Source organism: Candidatus Syntrophosphaera thermopropionivorans, from assembly GCF_004353895.1.
Classification (GTDB): domain Bacteria; phylum Cloacimonadota; class Cloacimonadia; order Cloacimonadales; family Cloacimonadaceae; genus Syntrophosphaera; species Syntrophosphaera thermopropionivorans.
On record NZ_SMOG01000005.1, the window covers coordinates 1 to 24578 of the forward strand.

Below are 24578 nucleotides of genomic sequence, written 5' to 3' on the forward strand. Positions count from 1 at the left end.
GGGAAATCTATTCAACTATCTGAAATGTAACCTATAATAACAACAGACCGCTTGCGTCAGGGACATACATAGTTAAGGTCCTAGCAGACCGATTAGGAAATACTATTAAGATAACTATTATCAAACTATGATTGTTTTCATCCTACACTTCCAATGAAACGGTGGAAACGGAGTATGCGTTCCGAATACATCTTCCGGGTTCATTTTTGTATCGTATCCGATCTGCTTGTCCTTGATCCAAGGTGCGAGGCCTTTAATATAGTATTTGGCATTATCCCGGCTGAATGAAAGAAGTATATGGTGATAATGCCGTCATATCCTACGAGGAAATACAAGAAGAATCATAACTCATAGTTACTGATCGGTAGTTTAGTCTCAGTCTGGAAAGCACCACATATCGAGTACTGCGTCTTGACTTCAGCAATGACATAACCCGCAATACAGCGGTATGGCTTCAGTCGCAGACCCTCATGTCTAGACTAACTGAGCTTTGATTCGGTTCATCAACGCTTCGGTTATTCTATCTCCTTGTTTTAGATGTGATCATTGATCCAGAGCCAGGAAAGCACTACCCTGTATACTGAAAATAAGAATGCGTAAGGATGTGACAGAAAAACAGTTCTTGACATTGAAATCAGAATATTCTTTATGGAGTTTGTGAGATTTGTAGTGGCTATAATGTGTGTTTTTAAGTGACTAAGATTTAGAATTATTTAGGTGTTTTATCGGTGGAATCCTTATCTTAAGAACAAAGCAGTAGATTGAAGGTGACTGGCGTACCCATTGTTGCAGGATTTCACAGTAAATTAGAAAATTGAGTTGGATCAAAACCAACTTACGCTACAAAACTAATTGTTACAAAGGGGAGAAAAGAATGAGAATAAAGACATTTTCAGTGACGATGTCAAAAAATGGAAATGATGATAATTATTTGTTCCGCTATTCAAAGCTAATGCCTTTTGTTTTGATAGTGCCTTTATTTAGCTTATTGGTAACTATATCACCACTTATAGCTAGTGAGCCTGGCGAAATATTAGGACCAGAATCAGGTTACATAGATCTCCGATGGGTAAGCGATGACAAGGTTGTAGCCATAAAATCAGAGTATGAATACTTTCCTGATAAATTACACTATACTCATGGTGAGATTGTCACAGTAAAATATGATTTCCGGGTAGATACAACTTCTCGTGGTTACAAACCTAACAGAACATATTATTTGCTATCCCCTTACGTTACTGGTTATCAAATCAAAGGGGATGGTGATGATAATTACTGGTTTATTGTTAAATCTGATATTGACACTTTGGAAGTAATTACTGATGATCGTAATTTAAAGGGTGAATTTATACTTCAGTTATTAAGTTACAAGGAAAAGCCAAAAGTAATTGAGGATAACGAGGGAAGTTTTATCTCATTAACACCAATTGATACTACATACGCTAAATCATGCAAACATAGTGGACCACCAAGGTTTTCTTTTGAAGTTGTTAGGGTTGCTGAAATTGATAAAGGAGAAAATGTGCACCTTCACAGTTCAGGTAAGTTCTACTATGATCAACTAAGCGGCTTTGGGATTCAAGGTAAGGTTGAATCTGAATTTTGGAAGAATCGCTTTAATCGCAATTCTGGGGTAATTGCTCCAAAGAACGATTCGTTCTTACCTCCACCACTAAACTTTCTAAAGCTTGCTGCAGGAGGGTTCCGGCTGCTGGATCAAGTATCGTAACATCCTCTGAGGCAAGCCCATCTGCTTTCCCGAAGTGGCTTTTCAGGATGCTGTGGATGCTGCGCCCAATATAGCGTACCACAGGTTCAGAAGTATAATAGACACCCTTTTTTCTCTTAGTTTGGGGTCGTATTCACTACGGGAAGTCTCATAAAAGTGCAGTATGGGGTCTCTGCCCTTGCCTTCAGTGTAAAAACAGTGCAGGATCTTTTGGATATCGGTATTAAATAAGATATCTCGCTCCAGCATCGTATAGGCTTTTTTGCGTGAAATAATGCAAATATCCAGATTGGAGCCAATACCGATAGTCAGTTTGCTTGCAGTAAAGCGTTATGACTTCAGCCGCAGACCCTCAAGTCTAACTAATTGTTCTTTGATGTGTTCAAACAGCGTAGCTTCCATCGTATCTCCTTATAAATAGTATTGGATACTATCTCTGGAATAAGGATGCCATGATCCTGAATTAACATAAATACTGATGCATAAGGATAAAAAAGAATTTGTTTTTATCAATATAACAGCTAATATGTCTAAATAGAATATTAAGAATGTTGTGATGAAGAGGAGATAATATGAGGATGAGTGTAAAAAAGCTCGGCGGTGTTTTGTTTATTTTGTGTCTTGCATTGGGTTTGTTTGCTCAAGTTGACAGTACATTTGTACGTTACTATAGCCCAACCTATGAAACTCATCCCTATTGGTATTCATTCCCTACATCCTTTACCGATGCTGCCAATGTGTTTGAAAAATATGACGGTAATTTCGGAATGCAGATATTATCTACATACCATACTCCCCCTCCTGAATTGATATTTCCCCAGTCACCAGTTGCCACATACAATCGGAGGGGAGAGTACATAAATACTACCTTCGGGCCCTTTAATGATGACGGTCTGTTATTTGGATATTATTCGCATATCATCAAGGATGGATATGGCGGATACTTGGCTTTGGATATGTTTGAGCACAAGATTCATAGATTGAATAGTGATTTGCAATTTGTTGAATGGGTTCCATTATTGTATTTTAATGGGACTCCCGGGTGTATCTTGGACTTGATTAGTGAAGATAATGGGTTTGTAGTAGTAGCAAACTCAGGAGGTTACGTTATAGCAAAGTTCAGTTATGACCTCACTTGCTTATGGAGTACGCCATTTACTGCTCATACGCAAATATGCCTAAAGAAACTAGGTGATGGGGCTTTTGTTAACATGTCGTGGTACAGTCCTCATTATCAAGTTATGAAAATATCTTCAATGGGAGATACGATTTGGACAAAGCAACTTCAAGACTATGGAGTTGAATCTTTTATAGAAATCAACAATAATTTTTATGGTTTTATCTACGATTCGGTAGACATCAACACAGGAGAACTGCGAGTCTATGATTTTGGCGTTGATTTTGAAAATGAAAACCCGGGAGATCCGATTTTAGTCATACCCACCTATCATTTACTTAATAGTAATTTGTATTGGTTGAGTGAATTATTCAGTGTGATAAAGACATCGGATAATTGCATTATTTTGGCTGTTTCCACTCCTGGTGGAGAGATTTTCAAATTTGACAGTAATTTTAATTTGATTTGGAGCAGTAACGCCCTTCAAAATGAGAGAATCGGGATTGGAAATCACCCCTTGATTGAGCTCGGGAATGGAGATTTACTTTATTGCGCAACTGTTGGTTATCAACCTAAACAGCTTGCACTGGTTAGAATAGATTCAAACGGTAACTATGTAGGTATTGATGATCCGACGACCCCAGCTTTGCAGAATGGGCTTTTATCTGCTTATCCCAATCCATTTACAGCTTTCACAAACCTAAAGGTTATTTTACCCGCAAATCAGGATAACTCTCTGCCAAGAGTAACAACCGCAAGCATCGACATCTATAATATCAAAGGGCAGAAAGTGAAAAACATTTCTCTTGATCCCAATAAAGTAAGTGAGCAATTAACCAATTGGGATGGCAGAGATGCTGATGGCAAGCAGTGTTCCAGTGGTATATACTTTCTCAACTTGTCGGTTAATGGTAAACGATGCTTGAGTAAAAAGGTTACTCTTTTCAGATGACCTTAATGATGTAATTACCAATCATATAGATAAAATAGTCGTTGTCCTACACTTCCAATGAAAAAGCGGAAAGGAAGTATGTATTCCGAATATACCTACCGGGCTCATTTTTGTATCGTATCCAATCTGCTCGTCTTTGATCCATGGTACAAAGGCTTTGATGTATTTCCATGTATCGTCCAGGCTATTGGACTTGATGTCCAGAGCTATAAGGTTGTCTATCACTTCCAGGGCAACGTTTAGGGAATATATCTTATCTTAGGAAGCCAGTACCTGGCATTGGTTTTCCGAATATACTTTTTTAATCGATTTACATTTTAGCCAAGTAGTTCATCTAACTCGTCTTGGGTCAAACTAGTCTTTAACATATCCCCTATCATTTGTTTGATGATACCCGAAGCCTCTGAGCTCATAGATTTGTTGCGATTATTACCCATAATACCATGCATATTCCTATAACGTATCAAACATAGTTTAACAAGCTTTATCATTTTCTTCTTTATAAGCTTTCTTTGGGTTATATTTATGATCTCCGGGTAGGGAGATTCCTCTTCCACTTACTAATCAAAATAATGAATTTCACTCCCAGGGTAAAGATTTACTAAATAAATCATCAAAACTTTCCAATCTCCATTGCCAGTTACCTAAAGCGGTGCCCGGAACATTCATTCTGCCAGAAGCGTCCAGACCTAGAATATCCTGTACCGGTAAAACTACATTCTGACAACCTGAAGCTTCAGCTATGATGCACATTATAAGGTGGATAGAATGCTTGATGTCCTCCTCTGTTTCCAGACCTAATCCAGAGAAGAGAAGCGGATGCTCATTAATAAATCGCAGCAAATTAATCTTACTGGGTGAATCATCACTTAGATTTGCATACCATTCCTGTGTGGTCGGATTGTCATGAGTCCCGGTATAGATATATCGTTCTGGAGGAAATTTTCTAATCTCGGGAACCTGTTCTTCAAAGCAGAACTGCAGGATAATCATACCGGGCAATTTATAATAATCACGATAATAACAAACCTCATCATTCAGAATACCCAGGTCCTCAACAATGAACACTTCTGGAGAAAAAGTATTCATTATCACGGGAAAAAAGTCCTCTGGGGCTGCCTTTTTCCATTCTCCCTTTAAGGCATTCTCTGGTAAAATAGGTTCTCCTGTCTTCTCATCATGAGAACAGGGAATACACCAAAAATTAATATAACCAATAAAATGGTCTAACCGAAGTTTATCCAGATAGTTCAGGGCATTTTTTATTCTATTGATAAAAAGCTGAAATCCATCTTCCTTCATTTTATCCCATTTATAAATAGGATTGCCCCAGAGTTGTCCATCTTGACTAAAGGCATCGGGTGGAACTCCTGCCACATTCAGACGATTTCCATTTTCATCCAGGTCAAATAAATGTTGATTAGCCCAGACATCAGCACTATGATAGGAAAGATAAAGTGGCATATCCCCTATAAGTTGTATACCCTGAGAATTCATATAATCCTTCAATCTCAAAAGCTGGTCCTTTGCCAGAGCTTGGATACTTGCCATTCTCAGGATTTGACTTCCGTAATTCTTAAATAGAGTGTCATAAAGTTTATCAGAGTAATGTCTGTGTTCTGGACGGAAGTTATGCCAATCATCATCCCCGTAAAGCTTACATAATGTTAAATAAGCAAGATATGGTTTTAAATAAAAAGCATTACTTTCTATGTATTCATATATTTCAATGTCTGATAGATAGTTATTAGCTGCTTTTTTGAGTAAATTATCCTTCAAACGATAAACTGCTTCATAGGGTATTTGATTAGATGAGGGTAGTTTTGCCTCTTCCATATCAGGTAAATCAATCAATCCATCCTCATAAAGAAGTTCCGGACTAATCAGATAAGGATTTAAAGCAAAGGCAGAAACTGGATTATAAGGTGAATTCCCATAACCTGGCTGATAAAGTGGTAAAATCTGCCAGTAGCAGAATTTTTTATCATTCAAATAATCAACGAATTGATAAGCATTTGGTCCAAAATCTCCAATACCAAAATCAGATGGTAAGGAGCTAATATGTAAAAGCATACCATTTTTCTTCATAGGGATTCCATAATCTCAAATATACAATTGGTAAGCAAGACAGCGTCACTTGCAGAACTGGATTTAATTTTTGTATCTGTATCCAGTAAAATATTGAAAATTCGTTCTAATTGAAGTAAAGTGTAATTATTAGAGAAATCCATAAATTCTCTTCTTTGAGAAGGGTAAAGATTAGGAAGGTGTATATTCATAATTTCAGGGGCGCTGATATATGCTTTTTTTAGTAGGAGGATATAATATATAGTATCATAAAATTTAATAAGGTAGAATAGCACCTGCAGAGCTTTAAATTCAGAATTTAGCATCCTTTCCAGCAGTTGCATAGCCTCTTTCACTTGCCTGTTACCCAGTGCACGATAAAAGTCAATCTGAGTTCCCACTCGTGAAGAACCAATGCTACGAATCACATCGCTTTCCGTAATTTCTTTTTTATCTCCAACCAGAAGAGCCAGTTTTTGCAACTCATTATTAGCATTAGCATAATCCAATTCTACCCGACTAATGAAAGCTTGTCTGGCTTTAAAGGACATAGTTAATCCTAACTGGGTAAGTGCTTTATCCAGCCAGGGTGAAAGAGCTCCACCGTAGTTTGGCGGATTACAAAGAATGTGAATGCAAGCCTTACTAATGATTTTCCATCCCGCGGTTTTATTATCAATTTTTTCTGCTGTCAGGATTATACTTTGTTGTTCTGAAGGTTCACGAAAATAATCAGCTAAAGTATCCAATTCCTTTTTTCTCAATTGGTCTGTATTCCGGAAGAGGACAAGTTTTGCGCTGGAAAAAACCGAATAAGAATCCAGCAGTTCATTGATTTCGGGGACTTTAGCTTCATCTCCATAGATAATAACCAGGTCTACTTTTGCTTTGGATTTCAAGTGCTTTCTAATATGGTCAATAGCTAAATCAGTTAGATAAGCATCTCCACCCACAAGCAGAAAGTTTTCCCCTAATTTAGGTTTCAATTTATCAATTTCCAGAGCATTTATTTCATTCATTATCTTTCCAACAAAAGAAAAATGATACTGATTAAAGCTATAGCCCAGCACCAGTAAGCAAAAAATTTAAGTTTAGCCTTGGTAATTAGTTTGAGTAAGAAACCAATCACCAGATATCCAGCCACAAAAGCTGCTAAAAATCCAGCTAAATAAACAAGTAATTGATTGATATTGAGGTTAATAAACTGTTTAAAACTAACCAGATTTGCCCCCAGGATTGCTGGTATGCTCAAAAGGAATGAGAATTCTGCTGCTTCTTCACGCTTAATACCACTAAAAATAGAAGCAGCAATAGTTGAACCTGAGCGTGAAATTCCAGGAATAATAGCCATACCCTGAGTTAACCCTATAAATAGGCTTCTTGGTAACCCCATCTTTGCAGCTGAAATATTTCCTTTTTTAACATAATCAGAAGCAAAAACTATAATACCCGTGATAATTAACATAAAAGCCACAACTAATGGTTTATGATAAAGAGATTCTATAGGTTTCCCCAAGATCTGATACACTAAACCAGTAACTGCTGTCGCAATAATCAAATATAGAATAATCATACGGTCATTATGAGCGGTATCCCTGCTTCTGTATTCCTTTTTTCCTAAGAGAGAGAGAATCAATCCCCAGATACGCTTGCGAAAAAAGATAATCACCGCAAGTAAGGTTCCAAGATGGAGAAATACTTCAAATAATATATTTCCACTTTCTTTTACACCTAAAAAATGCTGTGCCAGAACCAGATGACCCGAACTACTAACTGGTAAAAATTCCGTTAATCCTTGTAAAATTCCCATCAATATAGCATTTAAAAAACTCATACTTTCCTCATATTATAGCAGGCACTTCTTGTTCTTTCAGTTCAGAAAGCCTTTTAAGGACAAATCCTTCTTTCTGGATGCGGGATATAAAATCCTGTAAATATTTTAACTTTTCTGCTGAATGACAATGCGTGATAGCTATAACATAATTTCTGTTCTGGGAAATTTGTTTTATTCTCTCAATTTTGCTTTCCATAGTAGCATTGCTTATATCTGGAGAATCCAGAAAGAGGTCGTTTCGGAAAGCTAAAATATGAGCCTTTTGCGCAATTTGATAAGCAACAGAAACTGCAGAAGTGCGGCTATCCAGAAAGAATTTTCCTTTTTTACGCAGGACTTCCATAACATAGCTCATAATCTCTTTATCGGTTGTAGCAAGACTGCCCATATGATTGTTTACTCCACTACATAAGGGCAAAGAATTCAAATGTTTTAGGACTATCTTTTCCACTTCTGATTTATCCATTTGAACTAAAATAGCCTCCTTCCCTGGATTCTGACGAGGATAATCCAAAGGTTCCATAGGTAAATGCACTAAGGTTTCTCGTCCCTGTTCATAGGCTTTATTCATCGTTTCTTCACTATATGGCATCCCAGGAAGAATAGCAAAATCTATTTCAACGGGTAAATTCAAAAAACCTTGCAATAAATCTCCTCCGATGCCACCGAAATCGTCAACTACAATGGCAATATATCTTGGAGATTTTCTTGGTATTGAAACAGGTTTCTTGTAATATAATTTCACTTCATAGGTATCTGTTCCAACATTAAAAGTTAGATGCTGTCCACCATCTTCAACTATACCAGAAATGAGCTTTCCTCCACGAGTCTCAAACTCACCTTTGACTATCATATTGGCAAAAGTGAGGTCCATTTTATTCGGATTTACCGGAATGTCTAATTGTTTTTTATGATTTATAGTTTTTATCTGCAAAGAACCATCCGCCAGTCCAAACTTATTCTCCAGTGTTTGTAAGAGCTCGGAAGAGCTAAATTGTTTAGTTGAAGGTTCTTTAAATTCAGAAGCTATTTCCTCTCCCTTTCCTTTATACACTATAACAAAGATAATAGCTCCACAAAGTAAAAGGATAAGTAGATATAGACCTACCGGAACGTCCTTTTTTATTTTATGGCGACTAGCATATTTGGTCTGTTTCGTCATTATCAACTGCAGCTTTAGCTAAATATAAATGAGGATGTAACTTTTCGGCAATATGGGTGATAGCTTTAACCAGAGGCGAAAATAAAAGATTGGAAAGAAGCAGAGCTATAGCTATTATAAAAATGTTGTAAAGTAGTGCAAGAATGCTTGCTGGAGGCGTAAAATAAAGATTAGGGGAAAAGTTCAGCCAGCCAAAAATCCTGTATAAGACATCCAGTATTAAGATATTATAGATAAATGCACCAACTATTACCATCAATACATAGAACAGGGCATGGGCAGAATAAAGATTCCTATGTGCCTTATAATCCATACGCAGTTTAATATAGGCTTTTTGCGTATCAATTTCATTTTCTCTGAATGGTTTTATCCAGATGAATCTCAAACCATAGAACAGAAGCAGAAAAATGCCTAAAAATCTTATAGCTACAGGATAGATACTTTTTAAAGGTATTCTTATATCGTAATAATATTTTAAAAATACAGATACCACATAAAGAAGAGCAGCTGCAATTATAACTATCAGCAGGAATTTATGAAGATTTATTACCACCTGCCTAAATACTGCTTTATCTCCTTCCTGTAGAGGATAGATAGCATCAAATATACCACTAACATTTTTCAAAACTAAAAATAGTATAAAAATGAATATCAATAAAAAAACTGCCAATGGAAAGAAATGTTTTTGTGTGGTTAATAAACCTGTAGCAGCATAAAGAAAACTATTAGTATCTACCCAACAAAAAAGAGTCATAGGATACAGGAATACCTGAACTCCATTAAAATCTCCAAAAAGTAGACTAAATATCTGTATCATAAACTTTTGTAATTTGTTCATATTCTTTTTAATCGTTGATTTTTTATCGTTCTTTTTACCAATGTTCAAAGAACTTCTTTTTGTCAATGCCAATGTTTCGCCAAAATTAATGCCTCTTTCTATTTTTCTCAAGAAAAAATGCTAAAAAGGGGCATTATTTCTATCAATTTTATGGGATCAAATGGATTTTATATTGACAAATCAGCAAAAATATGGAGATTGTAATTAAGAAAAAAAAGAAAGGGAGGTACCAATGAAAAACAGACAATGTCTCTTACTGACCCTTATGGCAATATTATTGCTTATAGCGGCTTGCAGTTCCAATAAGAGTGTAACAGTTGAAGCTCCACCCCCACCTTCACCTTTACAATTAGCTCATGCTTATGCTGATAGTGGAGCAACTGCTTTTACCGCTGAAGATTATCTATCTGCAATAAAGTATTTTAGTAAATCAAGAGAGTATTATGAAGAAGCAGCACCGACAGCTTCACCTACTGATTCAATTGAAGTAAATATTGAACGAATCGACCTTAATATTGCTCTCAGCTATGTAAATCAAGGAAATGAAGATGCAAGTCTGGGGTTCTATGATGATGCTTTGACCGCTTATCAGAATGCCGCTAATATTTACAAGAGCCTGAAACCACTTACCATTACACCTGCAGAAAGAGATGATTATCTCGCCAAGCTTTATCGTAATATGGCAATCACTGCTCAAAATGCAAAAAAATTTGAACAAGCCTTGCTATATTATGATATGGTTCTCACCTATGAGCCAGGAAATGAAGAAATCCTTAATATCCAATATCACATCCTGAAAGATGATATTAAAGACCAGGCTAGAGCTTATAAGGTACTGAAAGATTATGCTGAAGCTTCTCAGGACTACCAAGCCTATTTGATTCTTGCTGCGGCTTATAAAGATAGTGGTGATAATGCTACGGCGGAACAATATTATCTGAAGGCAATGGAATTGGGAAATAATCCTGATGTTTACGCGAGGGTAGCAGATTTTTATCGTGAGATTAAAAATTATACTAAATCCAATGAGATTCTTACAAAACTTATTGCCAGCACAACAGATAAGTCTACCTTAGCTCTTGCTTACCGGGTACTGGCGGATAACTATGCTAAATTAGGAAATACGGCAAAGAGGATTGAAGCATATGACAATTCCCTTAAATATGAAGAAAGTGCTGAAATCGCATTGATTTTAGCAGACCACTGGAACAAACAGAAGAACTGGGATAAAGTTATAACTTATGCCACCAAAGCAATCAATGCCAATCCATCAAATGCAGCAGCTTATCTTCTAAGAGGTAATGCTTACTATATGAAAAAGAATTATGCTGCTGCTAAAGCAGACCTGCAACGGATCCAGAATGATCCAACCTATGGCAAGAGTGCCTCTGATATCCTTAAAAAAATTAAATAATAATACGGTATTTAACAGTCAACCGTCTTATCTTGCACACCTTAAAGATGAATTCGGTTGACTGTTTTTATTTTATCTATGAAGAATAAAATTAAAAGTGATGGTTCTATAACGGCTATTTATAAAGTAAGTACCGAGAGTAAATTAAGTAGACCCTTACTTGGTACAAAAGTCCCTGCTGGTTTTCCTTCACCAGCAAGTGATTATCTGGAAGGGACCTTAGATCTAAATAAATATCTTATAGCGCATCCTGCTTCTACCTTTTTTATGAGAGTAGGAGGCGATTCTATGATAGGAGCTGGCATTTATCCAGAAGATATTGTCATAGTTGACCGTTCCTTAGAAGCTACTAACAATAAAATTGTCGTTGCAGTATATGATGGAGAACTAACTCTAAAAAGATTACGCATAGAAAATGACAAATATTATCTTGTTTCAGAGAACGATTCTTATCCAGTTATAGAGGTTAACAAAGAGTTAGATTTCTTTGTTTGGGGTATAGTTACTTTTGTAATTCATCAAGTATAAAGTGTGCGTAATCGCAAATTATTTGCCCTGCTGACTCTATTTTCTCTGTTCCCTGCCTCTCTAATCTTTGCACAAGGTCTGGTTGTTAGCACCAATATAGATTTACAACCTGAATGCTGGGAATATCATATTTCTTCTTCACCCATAATAAATGGTTCAGAAAATGTCTATGCAGATTCTCTTCTCCTTCTTCCAGGAAAAGACTATCAGATAGATTATAAACGAGGTATTCTAAAATTAAAGAATTTCCCTGAAGCCTCGTCTTTAAGAGTAGATTATATTTTAATGCCCTCTTCTCTAACTCAAAAATACTATCTATATGAAGTTAGAGAGCCCTCGGACAGCTTATTTACTTCTATAACTCCACCAAAACCTCTCTGGCAATCAACGGATAGTAATCTTCTGGTTTCTGGCTCTAAGACTTTTGCCCTAACTTTCTCTGAGGAAGAAGCTTTTGACCTGAAACAATCGTTGTATGTTAATTTAAATGGTGAATTGGGGCAAAATGTTAATATTGCTGCCCAACTTTCTGATAGTCAATCAAAACTTACTCCAGAAGGTGACTCTAAGGAACTTAGCAATCTTGATAAAGTTTTTATCCGCGTCTATGGGAAACAATATGAAATTGCTATGGGAGACCTGGATTGGCAGTTTGATGGGACTCGTTACATTAATTACAAGACTACTATTGAGGGTTTGAATGCTTGGTATGGGAAAAGACATTTTATTCAGGCTGGTTATACCGCTTCTTCTGGGAAACCTGCTTCAGTAAAGGTTAATATAATAGAAGGGAAACAAGGACCCTATTATCTTAATCCTACTGGATATCAGAGCACTTATCTAATTATTGCAGGAAGTGAAAAAATCTATTGCGATGGAAAATTATTAGAACGAGGAACAGATTATTATATAGATTACTCTGAAGGGTCAGTAATGTTTCGGACTATGGTAGTATCAAGTAATCGGATTAATGCATATTTTCAATACGCAGATGAGTTTTACAATCAATCTACTTACTTCAATTCTTCCACCTTTAATCTTTTGCCTGGTTTCTCTTTATCCCATCATTTTATCCATCAAGTAGATGCTAAAGACCATCCTTTACTATATGAATTTACTGCTGCAGACCTTGATTCTTTAAGAAAAGCTGGAGATAATGTGGTTTGGGGTAATGGAATCGTGGAAGTTGAAAGTGGAACCGGAAGCTATATTCAAAGAATAAATACCGATGGATTAATCTATTATGAATACGCACCCTATGATAGCTTAGCCTGCTATAATGTAACCTTTAGTTATGTGGGTTCTGGTAATGGGGATTATGAAGAATTTTCCAGTGGTAAGTTTAGATATATTGGAACCGGAATGGGTGCGTGGCTTCCGCAAAAAAGATTGATACCTCCGGTAAAAAGAACTAATGCAGACCTATTACTTAGCTATGTTAACGATTCCGTAGAATTAGGAGTGGAAGGCATCTTCACCCTTAATGATAAAAATACCTTTTCTTCTTTAAATGATAATGACAATCAAAGCGGTCTACTGTATGCCTATGGAAATCTTAAAAAAGGAGATATGGGCAAGGAAAATTATGCTGGATTAGATTTTGAGAAGCGTTGGGCTAATAGTTTTCTCTTTTCACAGGATACCGATATATCTCAGAATTACGATTTTGCTTTGCTGGAACAAGCTGATTCCCTTAGTCAATACCAAATCAATTTAACCTTAGGAAGTAGGGCTTTGAACTGGTGGAATCCCGAATTAATGCTGCGTTATAGACAAGTGCAAGACCTATTTACTCAGAGAGCATTAAGATTTATTTCCCGCTCCACCGCAAAAGGCATAATACCAGGATTGAACATACATTCAACTGTCTCTTTACAGGATTATGATGATATTTCTATTCCCTCAAGTGTTATGCAATACCATGATTTTAGCTCCGAAAGGATTTCCCGCTGGGTACAAACTAAACTTATAATGAACTATAATAGCCTGGATTATGAAGATAACTCTCCCTTATATATCAGCACTCGCTATTATAAAATTAACCCTCAATTAACTTTGGGAGATGCAAAAATAAGCTTGACGCAGCTTGGTTATATGAGGGATGCTATCGATATGAAAGAAAATTTCTGGCATTCTGTTTCTACCTCACAAACTTATAGCTTAAAGCATAGCACTTCCACTCTTAATCATACAATTAATCTGGAATTTACTCATCGTAATGTAGATAAAAAAAATGAAATGGATAATCCCAAAAGCAAATATGACCTCATAAATTTACGCAATTCCAATTCCTTTTTTAAACAGGCTATTATGATTTTGGGAAATTATCAGCTCAATCAAACAGAATTCTTTCCAAAAATTAGAGAATTGGAATATGTGGGTAGTGGTTTAGGCCTATATGATAGCACAGGAGTCTACACTCCTGATGGAGATTGGGATTATGTGTATATCACCAGTGATAAAGGAACCTTGAGTACAGAAATTAATGGACAACTGAGCTTTTATTTCAAACCGGGAAATTATTTCCCTAAATGGAATCGGATACATAGTGATATTATTCTGCAAGCTACCGAACAAAATCCAGAGATGAAACATTGGCAAAGCTATCTATTTCTTCCCGGCTATGTCTTTGACAAAGATACCACTATCTTCGGAAAACAAAGTATTGCTCCCACTATCTGGATGGATATTATACCAAATCGGATTTTAGGAAACTTGAATTATCAATATAACCGAACTCTGGATAAACGCTATCAAACTATAGCTCGTACTACGGAATCCATCTTCGGAGCAGAAATGGATTTAAAACAATTTGGACCCAATAATTATAATCTTAAATATGAACTTAGTAAAGAAAAAGATACTCGCTATATGTCTGATATCACAGTTAATGCCCTTAATGTTTTAATTCAGCACAACTATTCACCAAATACAATAGGAACCCTAAATCTTTCCGGCTTTTCTGAAAGTGGTGCACAACAATCAAGCTCAAACAATTATAAACTTCAAGGTCTGGGTCTTGAACCTGGTTTTAGAGGAAGTTGGGGCAGAAAGGGTCGTGTATCTGCCTCAGTTGGTATTCGCTATAATCAGCGTTCTGGAAGTGAATTTCTAACTTTTTTACCTGAAAAAAGAGAAGGATTATTATTAAACTGGGGCACTTCTACCATCTATCGTTTAAATAATTTCTGTTCTATAACTCTGGAATATAATGGTAATTCCTATCCTCAAGATAAAGTGAGACATACTCTGAAGATGGAATTTAAGGCTGAGTTATAATACTATGGAGAATAAATCTTAATGGAATTGATTTCTTTAAGGGTTCTGGATTATCTTTTCGTTCTTCCTTTTATTTTCTTAGCTGGATTGATTGATTCTATTGCTGGAGGAGGAGGATTGATTTCTCTTCCAGCTTATGTTGCAGCTGGATTGCCAATGCACACAGCTCTGGCTACAAATAAATTTTCTTCAGCTTGTGGAACAGCTTTTAGTACCGCAAACTATCTACATTCAAAAGTTATAGACCTTCCAGTGGCTTTGATAAGTGCTCTATTAGCTCTGGTTGGTGCTTATCTGGGAACAAGAACAGTGCTCAAACTTTCTCCCGAACCTCTTCGCTACCTGCTTATTTTTATTATTCCAATCATCACTATTTTAACCTTTATCCATAAAGATATTGGCAGTAAAAATAGGTCTACAGAGATGAAATTGGGTATTCGCTTATTCTTAGGAGCTATTGCCGGTTTAATAATTGGATTCTGGGATGGTTTTTTTGGTCCTGGTACAGGAACTTTTCTCATTTTAATTTATACTACGATTATGCACTATGATTTTATGGTCGCTAATGGAAATACCAAGGTAGTCAATTTGACTTCCAATATTACTGCATTGATAACTTTCTTGATTGCAGGTAAGGTATATTTTCCACTGGCAATTCCCTCAGCTATTTGTGGTATAGCAGGTAATATCCTCGGTTCAAAATTAGTTATCCTTAGAGGCAATAAACTAATTAGACCAGTCTTCATTATAGCTCTAATCTTATTATTAGGTAGAGTAGTATACGATTTATTGAGATATTAATATAGGACACCATAAAGTGTTGGAGAATTCTTTAAGTTATCTTTTCTAAAAAGATGAAGTGCTAACCCAGAAAACTGTATTAAAGATATTGACAAAAAAAAGGCAATAAAATTAAGTGGAAAAATATAGTGCCGATGTAGCTCAATGGAAGAGCAATTGATTTGTAATCAATAGGTTGGGGGTTCAACTCCCTTCATCGGCTCCAGAAATTTTGGACAGGTGGTCGAGTGGTTAATGGCACTGGGCTGTAAACCCAGCGACGAAAGTCTACGGAGGTTCGAATCCTTCCCTGTCCACCATTTATAGCGGGAATAGCTCAGTTGGCTAGAGCATCAGCCTTCCAAGCTGAGGGTCGCGGGTTCGAACCCCGTTTCCCGCTCCAGTGATAAAAGCTCAAGTAGCTCAGTCGGTAGAGCACCTCCTTGGTAAGGAGGAGGTCATCGGTTCAAGTCCGATCTTGAGCTCCATTTAAAATAAAAATGATTATAGAATACAGAAACAGATACCAGGAGGAAAAATGGCAAAAGAGAAATATGTGCGCACTAAGCCGCATGTTAATGTCGGTACAATAGGTCATATTGACCATGGAAAAACAACGCTCACTGCAGCGATAACTTTATATCTGAGCAAGAAAGGTAAAGCTCAATTTCGTTCTTTTGATAGTATAGATAATGCACCTGAAGAAAAAGCCCGTGGTATTACTATCGCTACTTCTCATGTAGAATATGAAACCGAAAAGCGACACTATGCCCATGTGGATTGTCCCGGTCATGCTGATTATATCAAAAATATGATTACTGGTGCAGCTCAAATGGACGGAGCAATCCTTGTTGTTAGCGCAGCGGATGGTCCTATGCCGCAAACTCGTGAACATATCTTGCTTGCTCGTCAGGTTGGCGTTCCAGCAATTGTGGTATTTATGAACAAATGTGATTTAGTTGACGACCCAGAGTTACTTGATTTAGTGGAAATGGAAGTTCGTGAATTATTAGAAAAATATGAATTTCCGGGAAGTGAAGTACCCGTTATTCGTGGTTCCGCTCTGAAAGCTTTAAATGGCGATCCGGAAGCGGAAAAGGCTATCCAAGAATTACTTGATGCTCTGGATAACTACATCCCAGAGCCCGTACGTGAAATCGATAAGCCTTTCTTAATGCCAGTTGAAGATGTATTTTCAATTCCAGGTCGTGGAACTGTGGCTACCGGTCGTGTAGAGCGTGGTACCATCAGAGTTGGAGATAAAGTTGAGCGTGTAGGTATCAAAGAAACAGTTGAAACCACCTGCACAGGCGTGGAAATGTTCCGTAAATTATTGGATGAAGCGCAAGCAGGAGATAACATTGGTGTGCTCTTACGCGGTTTTGCCAAAGATGATGTAGAACGCGGTATGGTTCTTGCCAAGCCCAAATCTATCACTCCACACACTAAGTTCGTTGGTCAAACTTATATTCTAAAAGAAGAAGAAGGTGGACGTAAGAAACCCTTTAGAACAGGATATCGTCCTCAATTTTACTTCCGCACCACCGATGTGACCGGAACTATCACTCTTCCCGAAGGTGTTGAAATGGTTATGCCCGGTGATAATGTAGAAATAATTGCTGAACTGATAACTCCTATTGCTTTGGAGCAAGGACTACGCTTTGCTATTCGCGAAGGTGGTCGGACTATTGGTAGCGGTGTTGTCACAAAAATATTAGAATAGAGATAGAAGCGGAGAGATGAGAGATATAATTATTCTTGCTTGCGAAGAATGTAAGAACCGTAACTACACTACTACACGGAATAAACGTAAGCATCCGGATAGATTAGCAATAAAGAAATACTGTCCCACTTGCCGGAAACATACCCTACACAAACAACGCTAATAATTGTATAATATGTTGCAGGACAGTAGTTCAACTGGTAGAGCACCGGTCTCCAAAACCGGGGGTTGCGGGTTCGATTCCTGCCTGTCCTGCCACAATTTAAAATTGAAAAATAAATACTGGTGAAAAAATGAAAATAAATTTTGGCAAAGTTGGCCATTTTTTCAAAGATGTAGCGAACGAATTAAAGGCTGTGTCCTTTCCGACCAAAGAAGATATTAAGGAAGGCACTATAGTTGTAATCGTAGTTTCTATGATTGTAGCTATCTTTTTAAGTTTAGTAGACTTTGTTTTCGGTCGCTTGATGACGCTTATCTTTTAGGGGGAATCTTATCGTGGCAATGCAATGGTATGTGATTCATACCTATTCTTCATACGAGAATAAGGTTAAACAAGCGATTGAAAAAGGTTTGGAGGGAACAAAGCTCCGAGAATATGTGGGGCAAATTTTAGTACCAGTACGAAAATCCTATATCATCCGTGATGGAAAAAAGATAGAACGAGAAAAAAAACTATTTACCAGTTATGTGATAATAGAAGCGGATCTCACACCTGAGTTACGCACCTATATTTTAAACATTCCAGGAGTTACCAAATTTCTCGGACAAAGCAAAACTCATAAAGACCCTATTCCATTAGATGAAGAAGAAATTAATAGATTATTGGGAATATCGGATAGAGAAAAAGAACCAGGAAAGATTTTCAATTTTATGCCCGGAGATATGGTAAGGATTAACAGTGGACCTTTCACTGATTTTGAAGGGGTAGTCCAAAAAGTTGCCGATGACGGTACTAAGGCAGTGATAGAGGTAACTGTTTTTGGACGTAAAACTCCCGTAGAACTAAATTCTGAGCAAATAGAAATAGTAAAGAAATAAGCGACGAGGAATATAATGGCAAAACCAAAAGATGTAATGGCTATTGTAAAACTTCAACTTCCCGCTGGAAAAGCTACTCCAGCTCCACCTGTTGGACCAGCATTAGGTCAGGTGGGAGTAAATATTCCAGAATTTTGCCGTCAATTTAATGAAAAGACAGCTGATCAACCAGGAATGGTTTTCCCGGTTGTTATTTATGTAGCAAAAAATAAATCTTTTACTTTTGAAATAAAAACTCCACCTGCTTCCGTATTAATTAAAAAAGAAGCAGGCTTAGCAAAAGGTTCTGCTACACCTAATAAGGTAAAAGTTGGAAAAATAAGCAATGAACAATTGCGGTCCATTGCTCAATTAAAGATGCAAGATATGAATTGTAATACCCTTGAATCTGCTATGAGTATGATCGCTGGTACTGCAAGGAGTATGGGTGTGGTCATTGAAGACTAATGAACCCGCCTATGCAGGAGATAATATTCATAAGGAGAATCAATGAAACATAGTAAACGGTATAAGGCTGCCTATGCACAATACGACCGCCGCAAACGTTATGAACTTGATGAAGCTATAAACATCCTCAAATCTCTTCCCTCTCCGAAATTTGATGAGACCGTTGAGCTTCATTTCAATCTTGGCGTTGATCCCCGTAAAGCAGATCAGCAGATTCGGAATTCTATCGTTCTACCACATGGAACTGGTAAGAATCCACGTGTGCTTGTCTTTGCCGAAGGCGAAAAAGCGGAAGAAGCAAAAAAGGCAGGAGCCGATTATGTTGGTTCGGATGATTTGATAGAAAAAATTATGAATGGATGGTTTGACTTTGATATCGTAATCACCACACCAACAATGATGGGACGCATAGGCAAATTGGGCAGGGTTTTAGGACCAAGAGGTCTTATGCCTAATCCCAAGGTTGGCACTGTAACCATGGACATTGCAAAAGCAGTGCAAGAAGCTAAAAGCGGCAAAATTACCTACAGAGTAGACAAATTCGGCAATTTACATATTATTGCTGGAAAATTGAGTTTTACTCCTGAACAACTTAAAGAAAACATTAAAACTATTATTGCCGCTGTATTAAAAGACCGTCCTACATCACTGAAGGGCGTCTATATTAAGAGCATCACTCTCTGCACTACAATGGGTCCTGGTATTAAACTAAATGTCGCAAGCGCTGTTCAAGAAGCGAGAAGCTGAAGGAGCTAAAATGATTCAACACAAAAAACAAAACACAGTAGAAAATTTAAAAGAAAGATTAGCAGGCGCTAAAGCGATTATACTGGTAGATTACAAGGGAATCAATGTGGAACAGGTAAATAAGCTACGTAATCTGTTTAGAGAAGCGCAAGTGGATTATCTGGTCCAGAAAAATACACTGATTAAGATAGCACTGAATGAGCTGGGTATAAATGACCTGGATGTTTATCTTCAAGGTCCCACTGCAGTGGCTATCAGTAAAAATGATGAGGTCGCTCCCGCCAAGGTCCTTGTCAAATTTGTCAAAGATGTGATGGAAGAAGCAGACTTCCCAAAATTTAAAGGTGGATTGATTTCAGGGAAAGTTATGAATCAATCCGAGCTTCAAGAAATTGCCCAATTGCCTTCACGAGAAGAATTGCTGGCAAGATTAATGGGAAGTATGAAAGCTCCACTCAGCAACTTTGTAAATGTTTCGCAAGGCATCATTCGCAAATTTGTCTATGCCGTTGATGCTTTAGCAAAACAAAAGGCGAGCTAAATAAAAATCATCCCTGGAGGAAAAATGTCCGATAAAACAAACCAAGTTATTGATCTGATTTCCGAGATGACCGTGCTTGAACTCTCTGAACTTGTCAAAGAAATGGAAGAAAGATTTGGAGTATCTGCCGCTGCTCCAATGACTGTTGCAGCTGCCCCTGCTGCTGGAACAACTGAAACTCAGGAAGAAAAAACTGAATTTGATGTGGTTCTGAACAGTGCAGGTGAAAAGAAAATCAATGTTATCAAGGTAGTTCGTGAGATTACAAAGCTGGGGCTAAAGGAAGCAAAAGACCTGGTAGATGGAGCTCCTAAAGTAGTCGCAGAGAAAATCAGTAAAGAAGAAGCTGAATCTATCAAAAAGAAGTTAGAAGAAGTCGGTGCCTCTGTCGAAATCAAATAGAGTAGTGGCGCAATATCTTGTTAATGTCCAAAAAAAGTCCTACGGGACTTTTTTTGGACCAATTGTGCTTATTACTCTCCCCTTTCGTATATTATCTTGTGAACTTAGGGCAAATTCACGGGCATTTTATTGAGGTCATAAGCAATAATTAATATACTATGTTTAACAATCAAAAAGGAGTGAGCTTTTGAGAAAGATCAAGAGTTATTCCAGAATTTCCGAAAGATTTGCCGAATTGGGAATCTCGGAAGTTGAAATACCAAATCTACTTGCTATGCAAGTGGATTCTTTCAATGACTTCTTGCAAAAGGATGTCCATCCAAAAAGAAGAGAAAAACGAGGTTTGCAGGAAGTTTTTGAGTCTGTCTTTCCTATTGAAGATAACAAGGGTAATTTCTTGCTTGAATTTGAAGAATATAATGTGTTGCAAGAGAAATACTCTATTGATGAATGTCGGGAAAGAAATTTAACCTATCAGGCTCCACTAAAGGCTAAGTTGAGACTTAGCATTTATGAACAAAAAGAAGGTACACGCGAACATAGAGATACTATAGAACAGGATGTTTTCTTAGGAGAAATACCTTTAATCACTGAACAGGGTACCTTTATCATTAATGGTGCAGAAAGAGTGGTTATCTCGCAGTTACAACGTTCCCCAGGAGTCTACTTCTCTGAAGAAAAACATCCAAGCGGTAAAACTCTTTATGCTGCTAAAGTTATTCCATATACCGGTTCCTGGTTAGATTTTGATATTGATATCCATGATGTTATGTTCGTGCATATTGATAAAAGAAGAAAATTACCAGTAACTACTCTGCTTCGTGCCATCGGAATATCTACTAATGAAGAATTGAGAAGAGCATTCTACGAAACAAAGACCTTGAAGTTAAAAGAGGCTAAGGGCTGTTATCTCTTTAAAGATATTATAGTTGAAGGAAGTAAAGAACCGGTTGCTTTTGCTAATGAACAGATAACAGATACTTTAATAAAACAGCTGGAACAGTTTAAAATTAAAACCGTAGAAGTAATAGATCCGGATTATGAAATAGCACGTAAAGTCCTGGAAAATACTATTGCTAAGGACCCTACGAATAATCAGGAAGAAGCTCTTAAGAAGATTTATACCCTAATGAGACCAGGTGAAGAAGCACCCTTAGAGGCAGCAAAAAATCTGGTGGAGAGAATGTTCTTCAATGAGAAACGCTATAATCTTGCTGAAGTGGGTCGGTATAAGATAAATGAACGCTTAGGAATTAATGTAGACCCCAAGTGTTTAACTCTCACAGTAGAAGATTTTGTCCATATCTTCAAAACTCTGGTAAATATCTACAATGATAAAGATGATATTGATGACATAGATGACCTCTCTAATCGTAGAGTGCGAACTGTTGGTGAGTTATTACAAGACCAATATAAAATCGGTCTATCTAATGTAGCTCGTATTATCCAGGAAAGAATGTCTATCTCTAATATTGATGAAGTAACTATCCATGACCTGGTTAATAGTAATGCACTGGTTGCTGCAGTACAATCATTTTTCCTAACCGGTCAATTATCTCAATTTATGGAACAAACTAATCCTCTTGCCGCTCTCAGACACAAAAGAGCCTTATCAGCTTTAGGACCAGGCGGATTAACTCGTGAACGGGCAGGGTTTGAAGTACGAGATGTGCATCCTTCTCACTATGGAAGAGTATGTCCTATTGAGACTCCTGAAGGACCTAATATTGGATTGATTGTTTCACCAACTATCTATTCCAGGATTAATCGGTTCGGTTTCATAGAAACCCCCTATAGAAAGGTGGTAGATGGATATGTTACCGATGAATATGAATATTTGGATGCTTCGCAAGAAGCAAAATATATTATTGCTCAATGTAATGTGAATCTTGATGAAAAGAGACATATTACAGACGAATCTGTGTTCGCTCGTTATAAAGGCGATTTTATCTCTGTTGACCCTAAAAATGTTCAGTTTATGGATGTTTCACCTCAACAGATGGTATCTGTTTCCGCTGCTCTTATTCCTTTCTTGGAACATGATGATGCTAATCGTGCTTTAATGGGCTCAAACATGCAACGGCAAGCAGTGCCTTTGATAAATCCTGTAGCACCAATTGTTGGAACGGGGATGGAAAAAATCGCTACTATGGATACTTCCAACATTGCTGTGGCACCTTATGATGGATTGGTCACTAATGTAACTTCTTCATATATTGAAATAAAACCCCTCCACGAAGAAGATGAAGCTCTATATCTGGGATTGGGTAATAGAATTGAATTAAAGAAGTTTGTGCGAACTAATCAGGATACCTGCAATAATCAAAGACCTATTGTTCGCATTGGAGATACAGTCCGTAAGGGACAACCCATCTCTGATGGTGCTTGCGTGGAAGATAATCGTTTAGCACTGGGCACTAATATGATGGTAGCTTTTCTGCCTTGGTACGGTTATAACTATGAGGATGCTATCATCCTGAGTGAAAAAGTTGCTCGTGATGACATTCTTACTTCTATTTACATTGAAGAAATGGAAGTCTTGGTGCGTAATGTGAAAAATGGTAAAGAAGAATTAGCTTATGATATTCCCAATGTTCCTGCTTATGCTTTGCGTAATCTGGATAAAACAGGAATTATCCGTGTGGGCTCAGTGATTCATGCAGGTGATATTATAGTTGGCAAAATAACACCCAAGAGTGTGGAAATAGAGCCATCTCCAGAAGAAAACCTGATGCGTGCTCTTTTTGGAGATAGAGCAGGAGATTTCACCAATAGCTCCTTAAAAGCTAAACCGGGTATGGAAGGTGTGGTGATTGATGTTAAAGTCTTCTCTCGTTTAGAAGAAGGCATTGAAGAGGAAGAAGACCAGGAAGAGAAGAAAGCCAAACTTAGAAATGACCTCAACCTGCGCAGACAAAAGATTGAAGAATTCAAAAAAGAAAAACTCTCCGCTGCATTGTTAGGTGAGGTTGCACATACTATCTGGGACGAAAAAACCAATGTCTATTTCATTGCACCGGGAAAAAAGATAACAAAAAGTGATCTTGCTCGTATTAATTTCAAGAAGTTGGATTTGGATGCGCAGCTCGTGGAAGACCCGGAAAAAAATGAGAAAATATACCAAGACATCATCTTGAAAATAAAACAATCAATGGAACAGAGTGAGAACATTTATCGCAAATCCTTAGAAAGGCTTAAACATGGTGATGAACTTCAATATGGAGTTCGCAAAATGGTTAAAGTCTATGTGGCAAAAAAGCGCAAAATTGAGGTAGGCGATAAAATGGCTGGACGGCATGGTAATAAAGGTGTTATCTCTATTATTGCACCCATTGAAGATATGCCCTTCTTAGAAGATGGAACTCCTGTTGATATTATCTTGAATCCTTTAGGTGTCCCTTCGCGTATGAATATTGGACAAATTATGGAAACCCACCTTGGTATGGCGGTTAAAACCTTAGGATACGAGATTGAAACCCCTATCTTTGACGGAGCAACTGTCCAGGATATTGAAGCTGCTTTACAAGAAGCTGGACTTCCAACCGATGGTAAACAGAGGTTATATGATGGTAAGACTGGAGAACCATATAAAGAACGAGTGACAGTTGGTATTATCTATATGATGAAATTGAATCATCTGGTAGCTGATAAGATGCATGCTCGTTCAACTGGTCCCTATTCTTTGATAACACAACAGCCTCTGGGAGGAAAAGCGCAACATGGCGGTCAACGATTGGGAGAAATGGAAGTATGGGCTCTGGAAGCTTATGGTGCTGCGCATAATCTGGAAGAAATGCTAACCATTAAATCCGATGATGTGGATGGCAGAAATGAAGCTTTTAAAGCTATAACCAGGGGAGAAAATCCCCCTCCTTCGGGTGTCCCAGAATCTTTTAATGTGCTCGTGAGTGAACTTAAATCCCTCGGATTTGATATTGAGTTCCTCAAAGAACACGAATTGAATGAGGAGAAGTAAA

Annotated in this window: 21 protein-coding genes and 5 tRNA genes; 20 read left to right on the forward strand and 6 right to left on the reverse strand. The window is 37.4% G+C overall.

Translation table 11 applies throughout. The features are described 5' to 3' along the window. Window positions 1–874 precede the first annotated feature (874 nt). Window positions 875–1729 (forward strand): hypothetical protein, encoded by an 855-nt coding sequence (locus E0946_RS02760; protein ID WP_133200949.1) that lies wholly within the window; start codon window positions 875–877, stop codon window positions 1727–1729. Window positions 1730–2307: 578 nt separating this feature from the next. Next, the gene (locus E0946_RS02765) at window positions 2308–3798 is read left to right on the forward strand and encodes a T9SS type A sorting domain-containing protein (protein WP_165942065.1); all 1491 of its coding nucleotides are present in this window, start codon (window positions 2308–2310) and stop codon (window positions 3796–3798) included. Window positions 3799–4115: 317 nt separating this feature from the next. On the opposite strand, the gene E0946_RS07320 is transcribed toward E0946_RS02765, so the two are convergent. The 6 genes from E0946_RS07320 to E0946_RS02790 form a co-directional block, all read right to left on the reverse strand. Further along, window positions 4116–4265 carry a hypothetical protein gene (locus E0946_RS07320; RefSeq protein WP_207930814.1) on the reverse strand — a complete coding sequence of 50 codons (150 nt, stop codon included), beginning with the start codon at window positions 4263–4265 and terminating at the stop codon, window positions 4116–4118. 112 nt (window positions 4266–4377) lie between these two features. Further along, window positions 4378–5886: a 4-alpha-glucanotransferase gene (gene malQ / locus E0946_RS02770; RefSeq protein ID WP_133200951.1), complete on the reverse strand. Its 1509-nt coding sequence runs from the start codon at window positions 5884–5886 to the stop codon at window positions 4378–4380. After that, window positions 5883–6884, reverse strand: coding sequence for a DNA polymerase III subunit delta (gene holA, locus E0946_RS02775; protein ID WP_133200952.1), 1002 nt, complete (start codon window positions 6882–6884; stop codon window positions 5883–5885). Before holA ends, malQ begins: the two co-directional genes overlap by 4 nt. After that, entirely contained in the window at window positions 6884–7699 is an 816-nt protein-coding gene (locus E0946_RS02780) for an undecaprenyl-diphosphate phosphatase (protein WP_133200953.1), read from the reverse strand. The genes holA and E0946_RS02780 overlap by 1 nt, the downstream gene beginning before the upstream one ends. 7 nt (window positions 7700–7706) lie before the next feature. Next, on the reverse strand, window positions 7707–8861 hold the full coding sequence (locus tag E0946_RS02785) for a divergent polysaccharide deacetylase family protein (RefSeq protein ID WP_133200954.1): 1155 nt from the start codon (window positions 8859–8861) through the stop codon (window positions 7707–7709). Then, a complete protein-coding gene (locus E0946_RS02790) occupies window positions 8836–9765 on the reverse strand; it encodes a hypothetical protein (protein WP_207930815.1) in 930 nt (309 codons plus the stop codon). The genes E0946_RS02785 and E0946_RS02790 overlap by 26 nt, the downstream gene beginning before the upstream one ends. Window positions 9766–9931: 166 nt before the next feature. Between E0946_RS02790 and E0946_RS02795 the strand changes: the two genes are divergently transcribed. The 18 genes from E0946_RS02795 to rpoB all read left to right on the forward strand — a co-directional run bounded on the left by E0946_RS02795 (window position 9932) and on the right by rpoB (window position 24577). Then, window positions 9932–11113: a tetratricopeptide repeat protein gene (locus tag E0946_RS02795; RefSeq protein ID WP_133200956.1), complete on the forward strand. Its 1182-nt coding sequence runs from the start codon at window positions 9932–9934 to the stop codon at window positions 11111–11113. 78 nt (window positions 11114–11191) lie between these two features. Beyond that, entirely contained in the window at window positions 11192–11641 is a 450-nt protein-coding gene (locus E0946_RS02800; RefSeq protein ID WP_133200957.1) for a LexA family protein, read from the forward strand. A 3-nt stretch (window positions 11642–11644) separates the two neighbouring features. After that, on the forward strand, window positions 11645–14920 hold the full coding sequence (locus tag E0946_RS02805; RefSeq protein ID WP_133200958.1) for a hypothetical protein: 3276 nt from the start codon (window positions 11645–11647) through the stop codon (window positions 14918–14920). Window positions 14921–14941: 21 nt separating this feature from the next. After that, window positions 14942–15721 (forward strand): TSUP family transporter, encoded by a 780-nt coding sequence (locus E0946_RS02810; protein WP_133200959.1) that lies wholly within the window; start codon window positions 14942–14944, stop codon window positions 15719–15721. Between the two features lie 130 nt (window positions 15722–15851). Next, window positions 15852–15926: transfer RNA gene (locus E0946_RS02815), tRNA-Thr, on the forward strand. An 8-nt stretch (window positions 15927–15934) separates the two neighbouring features. Then, window positions 15935–16020: transfer RNA gene (locus E0946_RS02820), tRNA-Tyr, on the forward strand. A gap of 6 nt (window positions 16021–16026) precedes the next feature. Continuing rightward, window positions 16027–16103: transfer RNA gene (locus E0946_RS02825), tRNA-Gly, on the forward strand. A gap of 9 nt (window positions 16104–16112) precedes the next feature. Continuing rightward, window positions 16113–16188, forward strand: a tRNA-Thr gene (locus E0946_RS02830). Between the two features lie 50 nt (window positions 16189–16238). Beyond that, complete coding sequence (gene tuf, locus E0946_RS02835) at window positions 16239–17423, forward strand: elongation factor Tu (protein ID WP_133200960.1); 1185 nt, start codon at window positions 16239–16241, stop codon at window positions 17421–17423. Between the two features lie 16 nt (window positions 17424–17439). Beyond that, window positions 17440–17586, forward strand: a complete 147-nt coding sequence (gene rpmG / locus E0946_RS02840; RefSeq protein WP_133200961.1) for a 50S ribosomal protein L33 — start codon at window positions 17440–17442, stop codon at window positions 17584–17586. A 19-nt stretch (window positions 17587–17605) separates the two neighbouring features. Continuing rightward, window positions 17606–17681: transfer RNA gene (locus E0946_RS02845), tRNA-Trp, on the forward strand. A 35-nt stretch (window positions 17682–17716) separates the two neighbouring features. Then, a complete protein-coding gene (gene secE / locus E0946_RS02850) occupies window positions 17717–17908 on the forward strand; it encodes a preprotein translocase subunit SecE (RefSeq protein WP_243713721.1) in 192 nt (63 codons plus the stop codon). 19 nt (window positions 17909–17927) lie between these two features. Next, entirely contained in the window at window positions 17928–18464 is a 537-nt protein-coding gene (gene nusG / locus E0946_RS02855; protein ID WP_133200962.1) for a transcription termination/antitermination protein NusG, read from the forward strand. A gap of 15 nt (window positions 18465–18479) precedes the next feature. Then, window positions 18480–18911 (forward strand): 50S ribosomal protein L11, encoded by a 432-nt coding sequence (gene rplK / locus E0946_RS02860; RefSeq protein ID WP_133200963.1) that lies wholly within the window; start codon window positions 18480–18482, stop codon window positions 18909–18911. A gap of 42 nt (window positions 18912–18953) precedes the next feature. After that, complete coding sequence (gene rplA, locus E0946_RS02865) at window positions 18954–19658, forward strand: 50S ribosomal protein L1 (protein ID WP_133200964.1); 705 nt, start codon at window positions 18954–18956, stop codon at window positions 19656–19658. Window positions 19659–19668: 10 nt separating this feature from the next. Further along, a complete protein-coding gene (rplJ, locus tag E0946_RS02870; RefSeq protein ID WP_133200965.1) occupies window positions 19669–20199 on the forward strand; it encodes a 50S ribosomal protein L10 in 531 nt (176 codons plus the stop codon). 24 nt (window positions 20200–20223) lie between these two features. After that, on the forward strand, window positions 20224–20601 hold the full coding sequence (rplL, locus tag E0946_RS02875; RefSeq protein WP_133200966.1) for a 50S ribosomal protein L7/L12: 378 nt from the start codon (window positions 20224–20226) through the stop codon (window positions 20599–20601). Window positions 20602–20788: 187 nt separating this feature from the next. After that, a complete protein-coding gene (rpoB, locus tag E0946_RS02880) occupies window positions 20789–24577 on the forward strand; it encodes a DNA-directed RNA polymerase subunit beta (RefSeq protein ID WP_133200967.1) in 3789 nt (1262 codons plus the stop codon). The last annotated feature ends 1 nt before the right edge of the window (window position 24578 follow it).

Bases quoted from the DNA above. Each gene is read 5' to 3' on its own strand.
- E0946_RS02760 (WP_133200949.1), top strand. From the start codon at position 875: ATGAGAATAAAGACATTTTCAGTGACGATGTCAAAAAATGGAAATGAT.
- E0946_RS02765 (WP_165942065.1), top strand. From the start codon at position 2,308: ATGAGTGTAAAAAAGCTCGGCGGTGTTTTGTTTATTTTGTGTCTTGCA.
- malQ (WP_133200951.1), bottom strand. From the start codon at position 5,886: ATGAAGAAAAATGGTATGCTTTTACATATTAGCTCCTTACCATCTGAT.
- holA (WP_133200952.1), bottom strand. From the start codon at position 6,884: ATGAATGAAATAAATGCTCTGGAAATTGATAAATTGAAACCTAAATTA.
- E0946_RS02780 (WP_133200953.1), bottom strand. From the start codon at position 7,699: ATGAGTTTTTTAAATGCTATATTGATGGGAATTTTACAAGGATTAACG.
- E0946_RS02785 (WP_133200954.1), bottom strand. From the start codon at position 8,861: ATGACGAAACAGACCAAATATGCTAGTCGCCATAAAATAAAAAAGGAC.
- E0946_RS02795 (WP_133200956.1), top strand. From the start codon at position 9,932: ATGAAAAACAGACAATGTCTCTTACTGACCCTTATGGCAATATTATTG.
- E0946_RS02800 (WP_133200957.1), top strand. From the start codon at position 11,192: ATGAAGAATAAAATTAAAAGTGATGGTTCTATAACGGCTATTTATAAA.
- E0946_RS02810 (WP_133200959.1), top strand. From the start codon at position 14,942: ATGGAATTGATTTCTTTAAGGGTTCTGGATTATCTTTTCGTTCTTCCT.
- tuf (WP_133200960.1), top strand. From the start codon at position 16,239: ATGGCAAAAGAGAAATATGTGCGCACTAAGCCGCATGTTAATGTCGGT.
- rpmG (WP_133200961.1), top strand. From the start codon at position 17,440: ATGAGAGATATAATTATTCTTGCTTGCGAAGAATGTAAGAACCGTAAC.
- secE (WP_243713721.1), top strand. From the start codon at position 17,717: ATGAAAATAAATTTTGGCAAAGTTGGCCATTTTTTCAAAGATGTAGCG.
- nusG (WP_133200962.1), top strand. From the start codon at position 17,928: ATGCAATGGTATGTGATTCATACCTATTCTTCATACGAGAATAAGGTT.
- rplK (WP_133200963.1), top strand. From the start codon at position 18,480: ATGGCAAAACCAAAAGATGTAATGGCTATTGTAAAACTTCAACTTCCC.
- rplA (WP_133200964.1), top strand. From the start codon at position 18,954: ATGAAACATAGTAAACGGTATAAGGCTGCCTATGCACAATACGACCGC.
- rplJ (WP_133200965.1), top strand. From the start codon at position 19,669: ATGATTCAACACAAAAAACAAAACACAGTAGAAAATTTAAAAGAAAGA.
- rplL (WP_133200966.1), top strand. From the start codon at position 20,224: ATGTCCGATAAAACAAACCAAGTTATTGATCTGATTTCCGAGATGACC.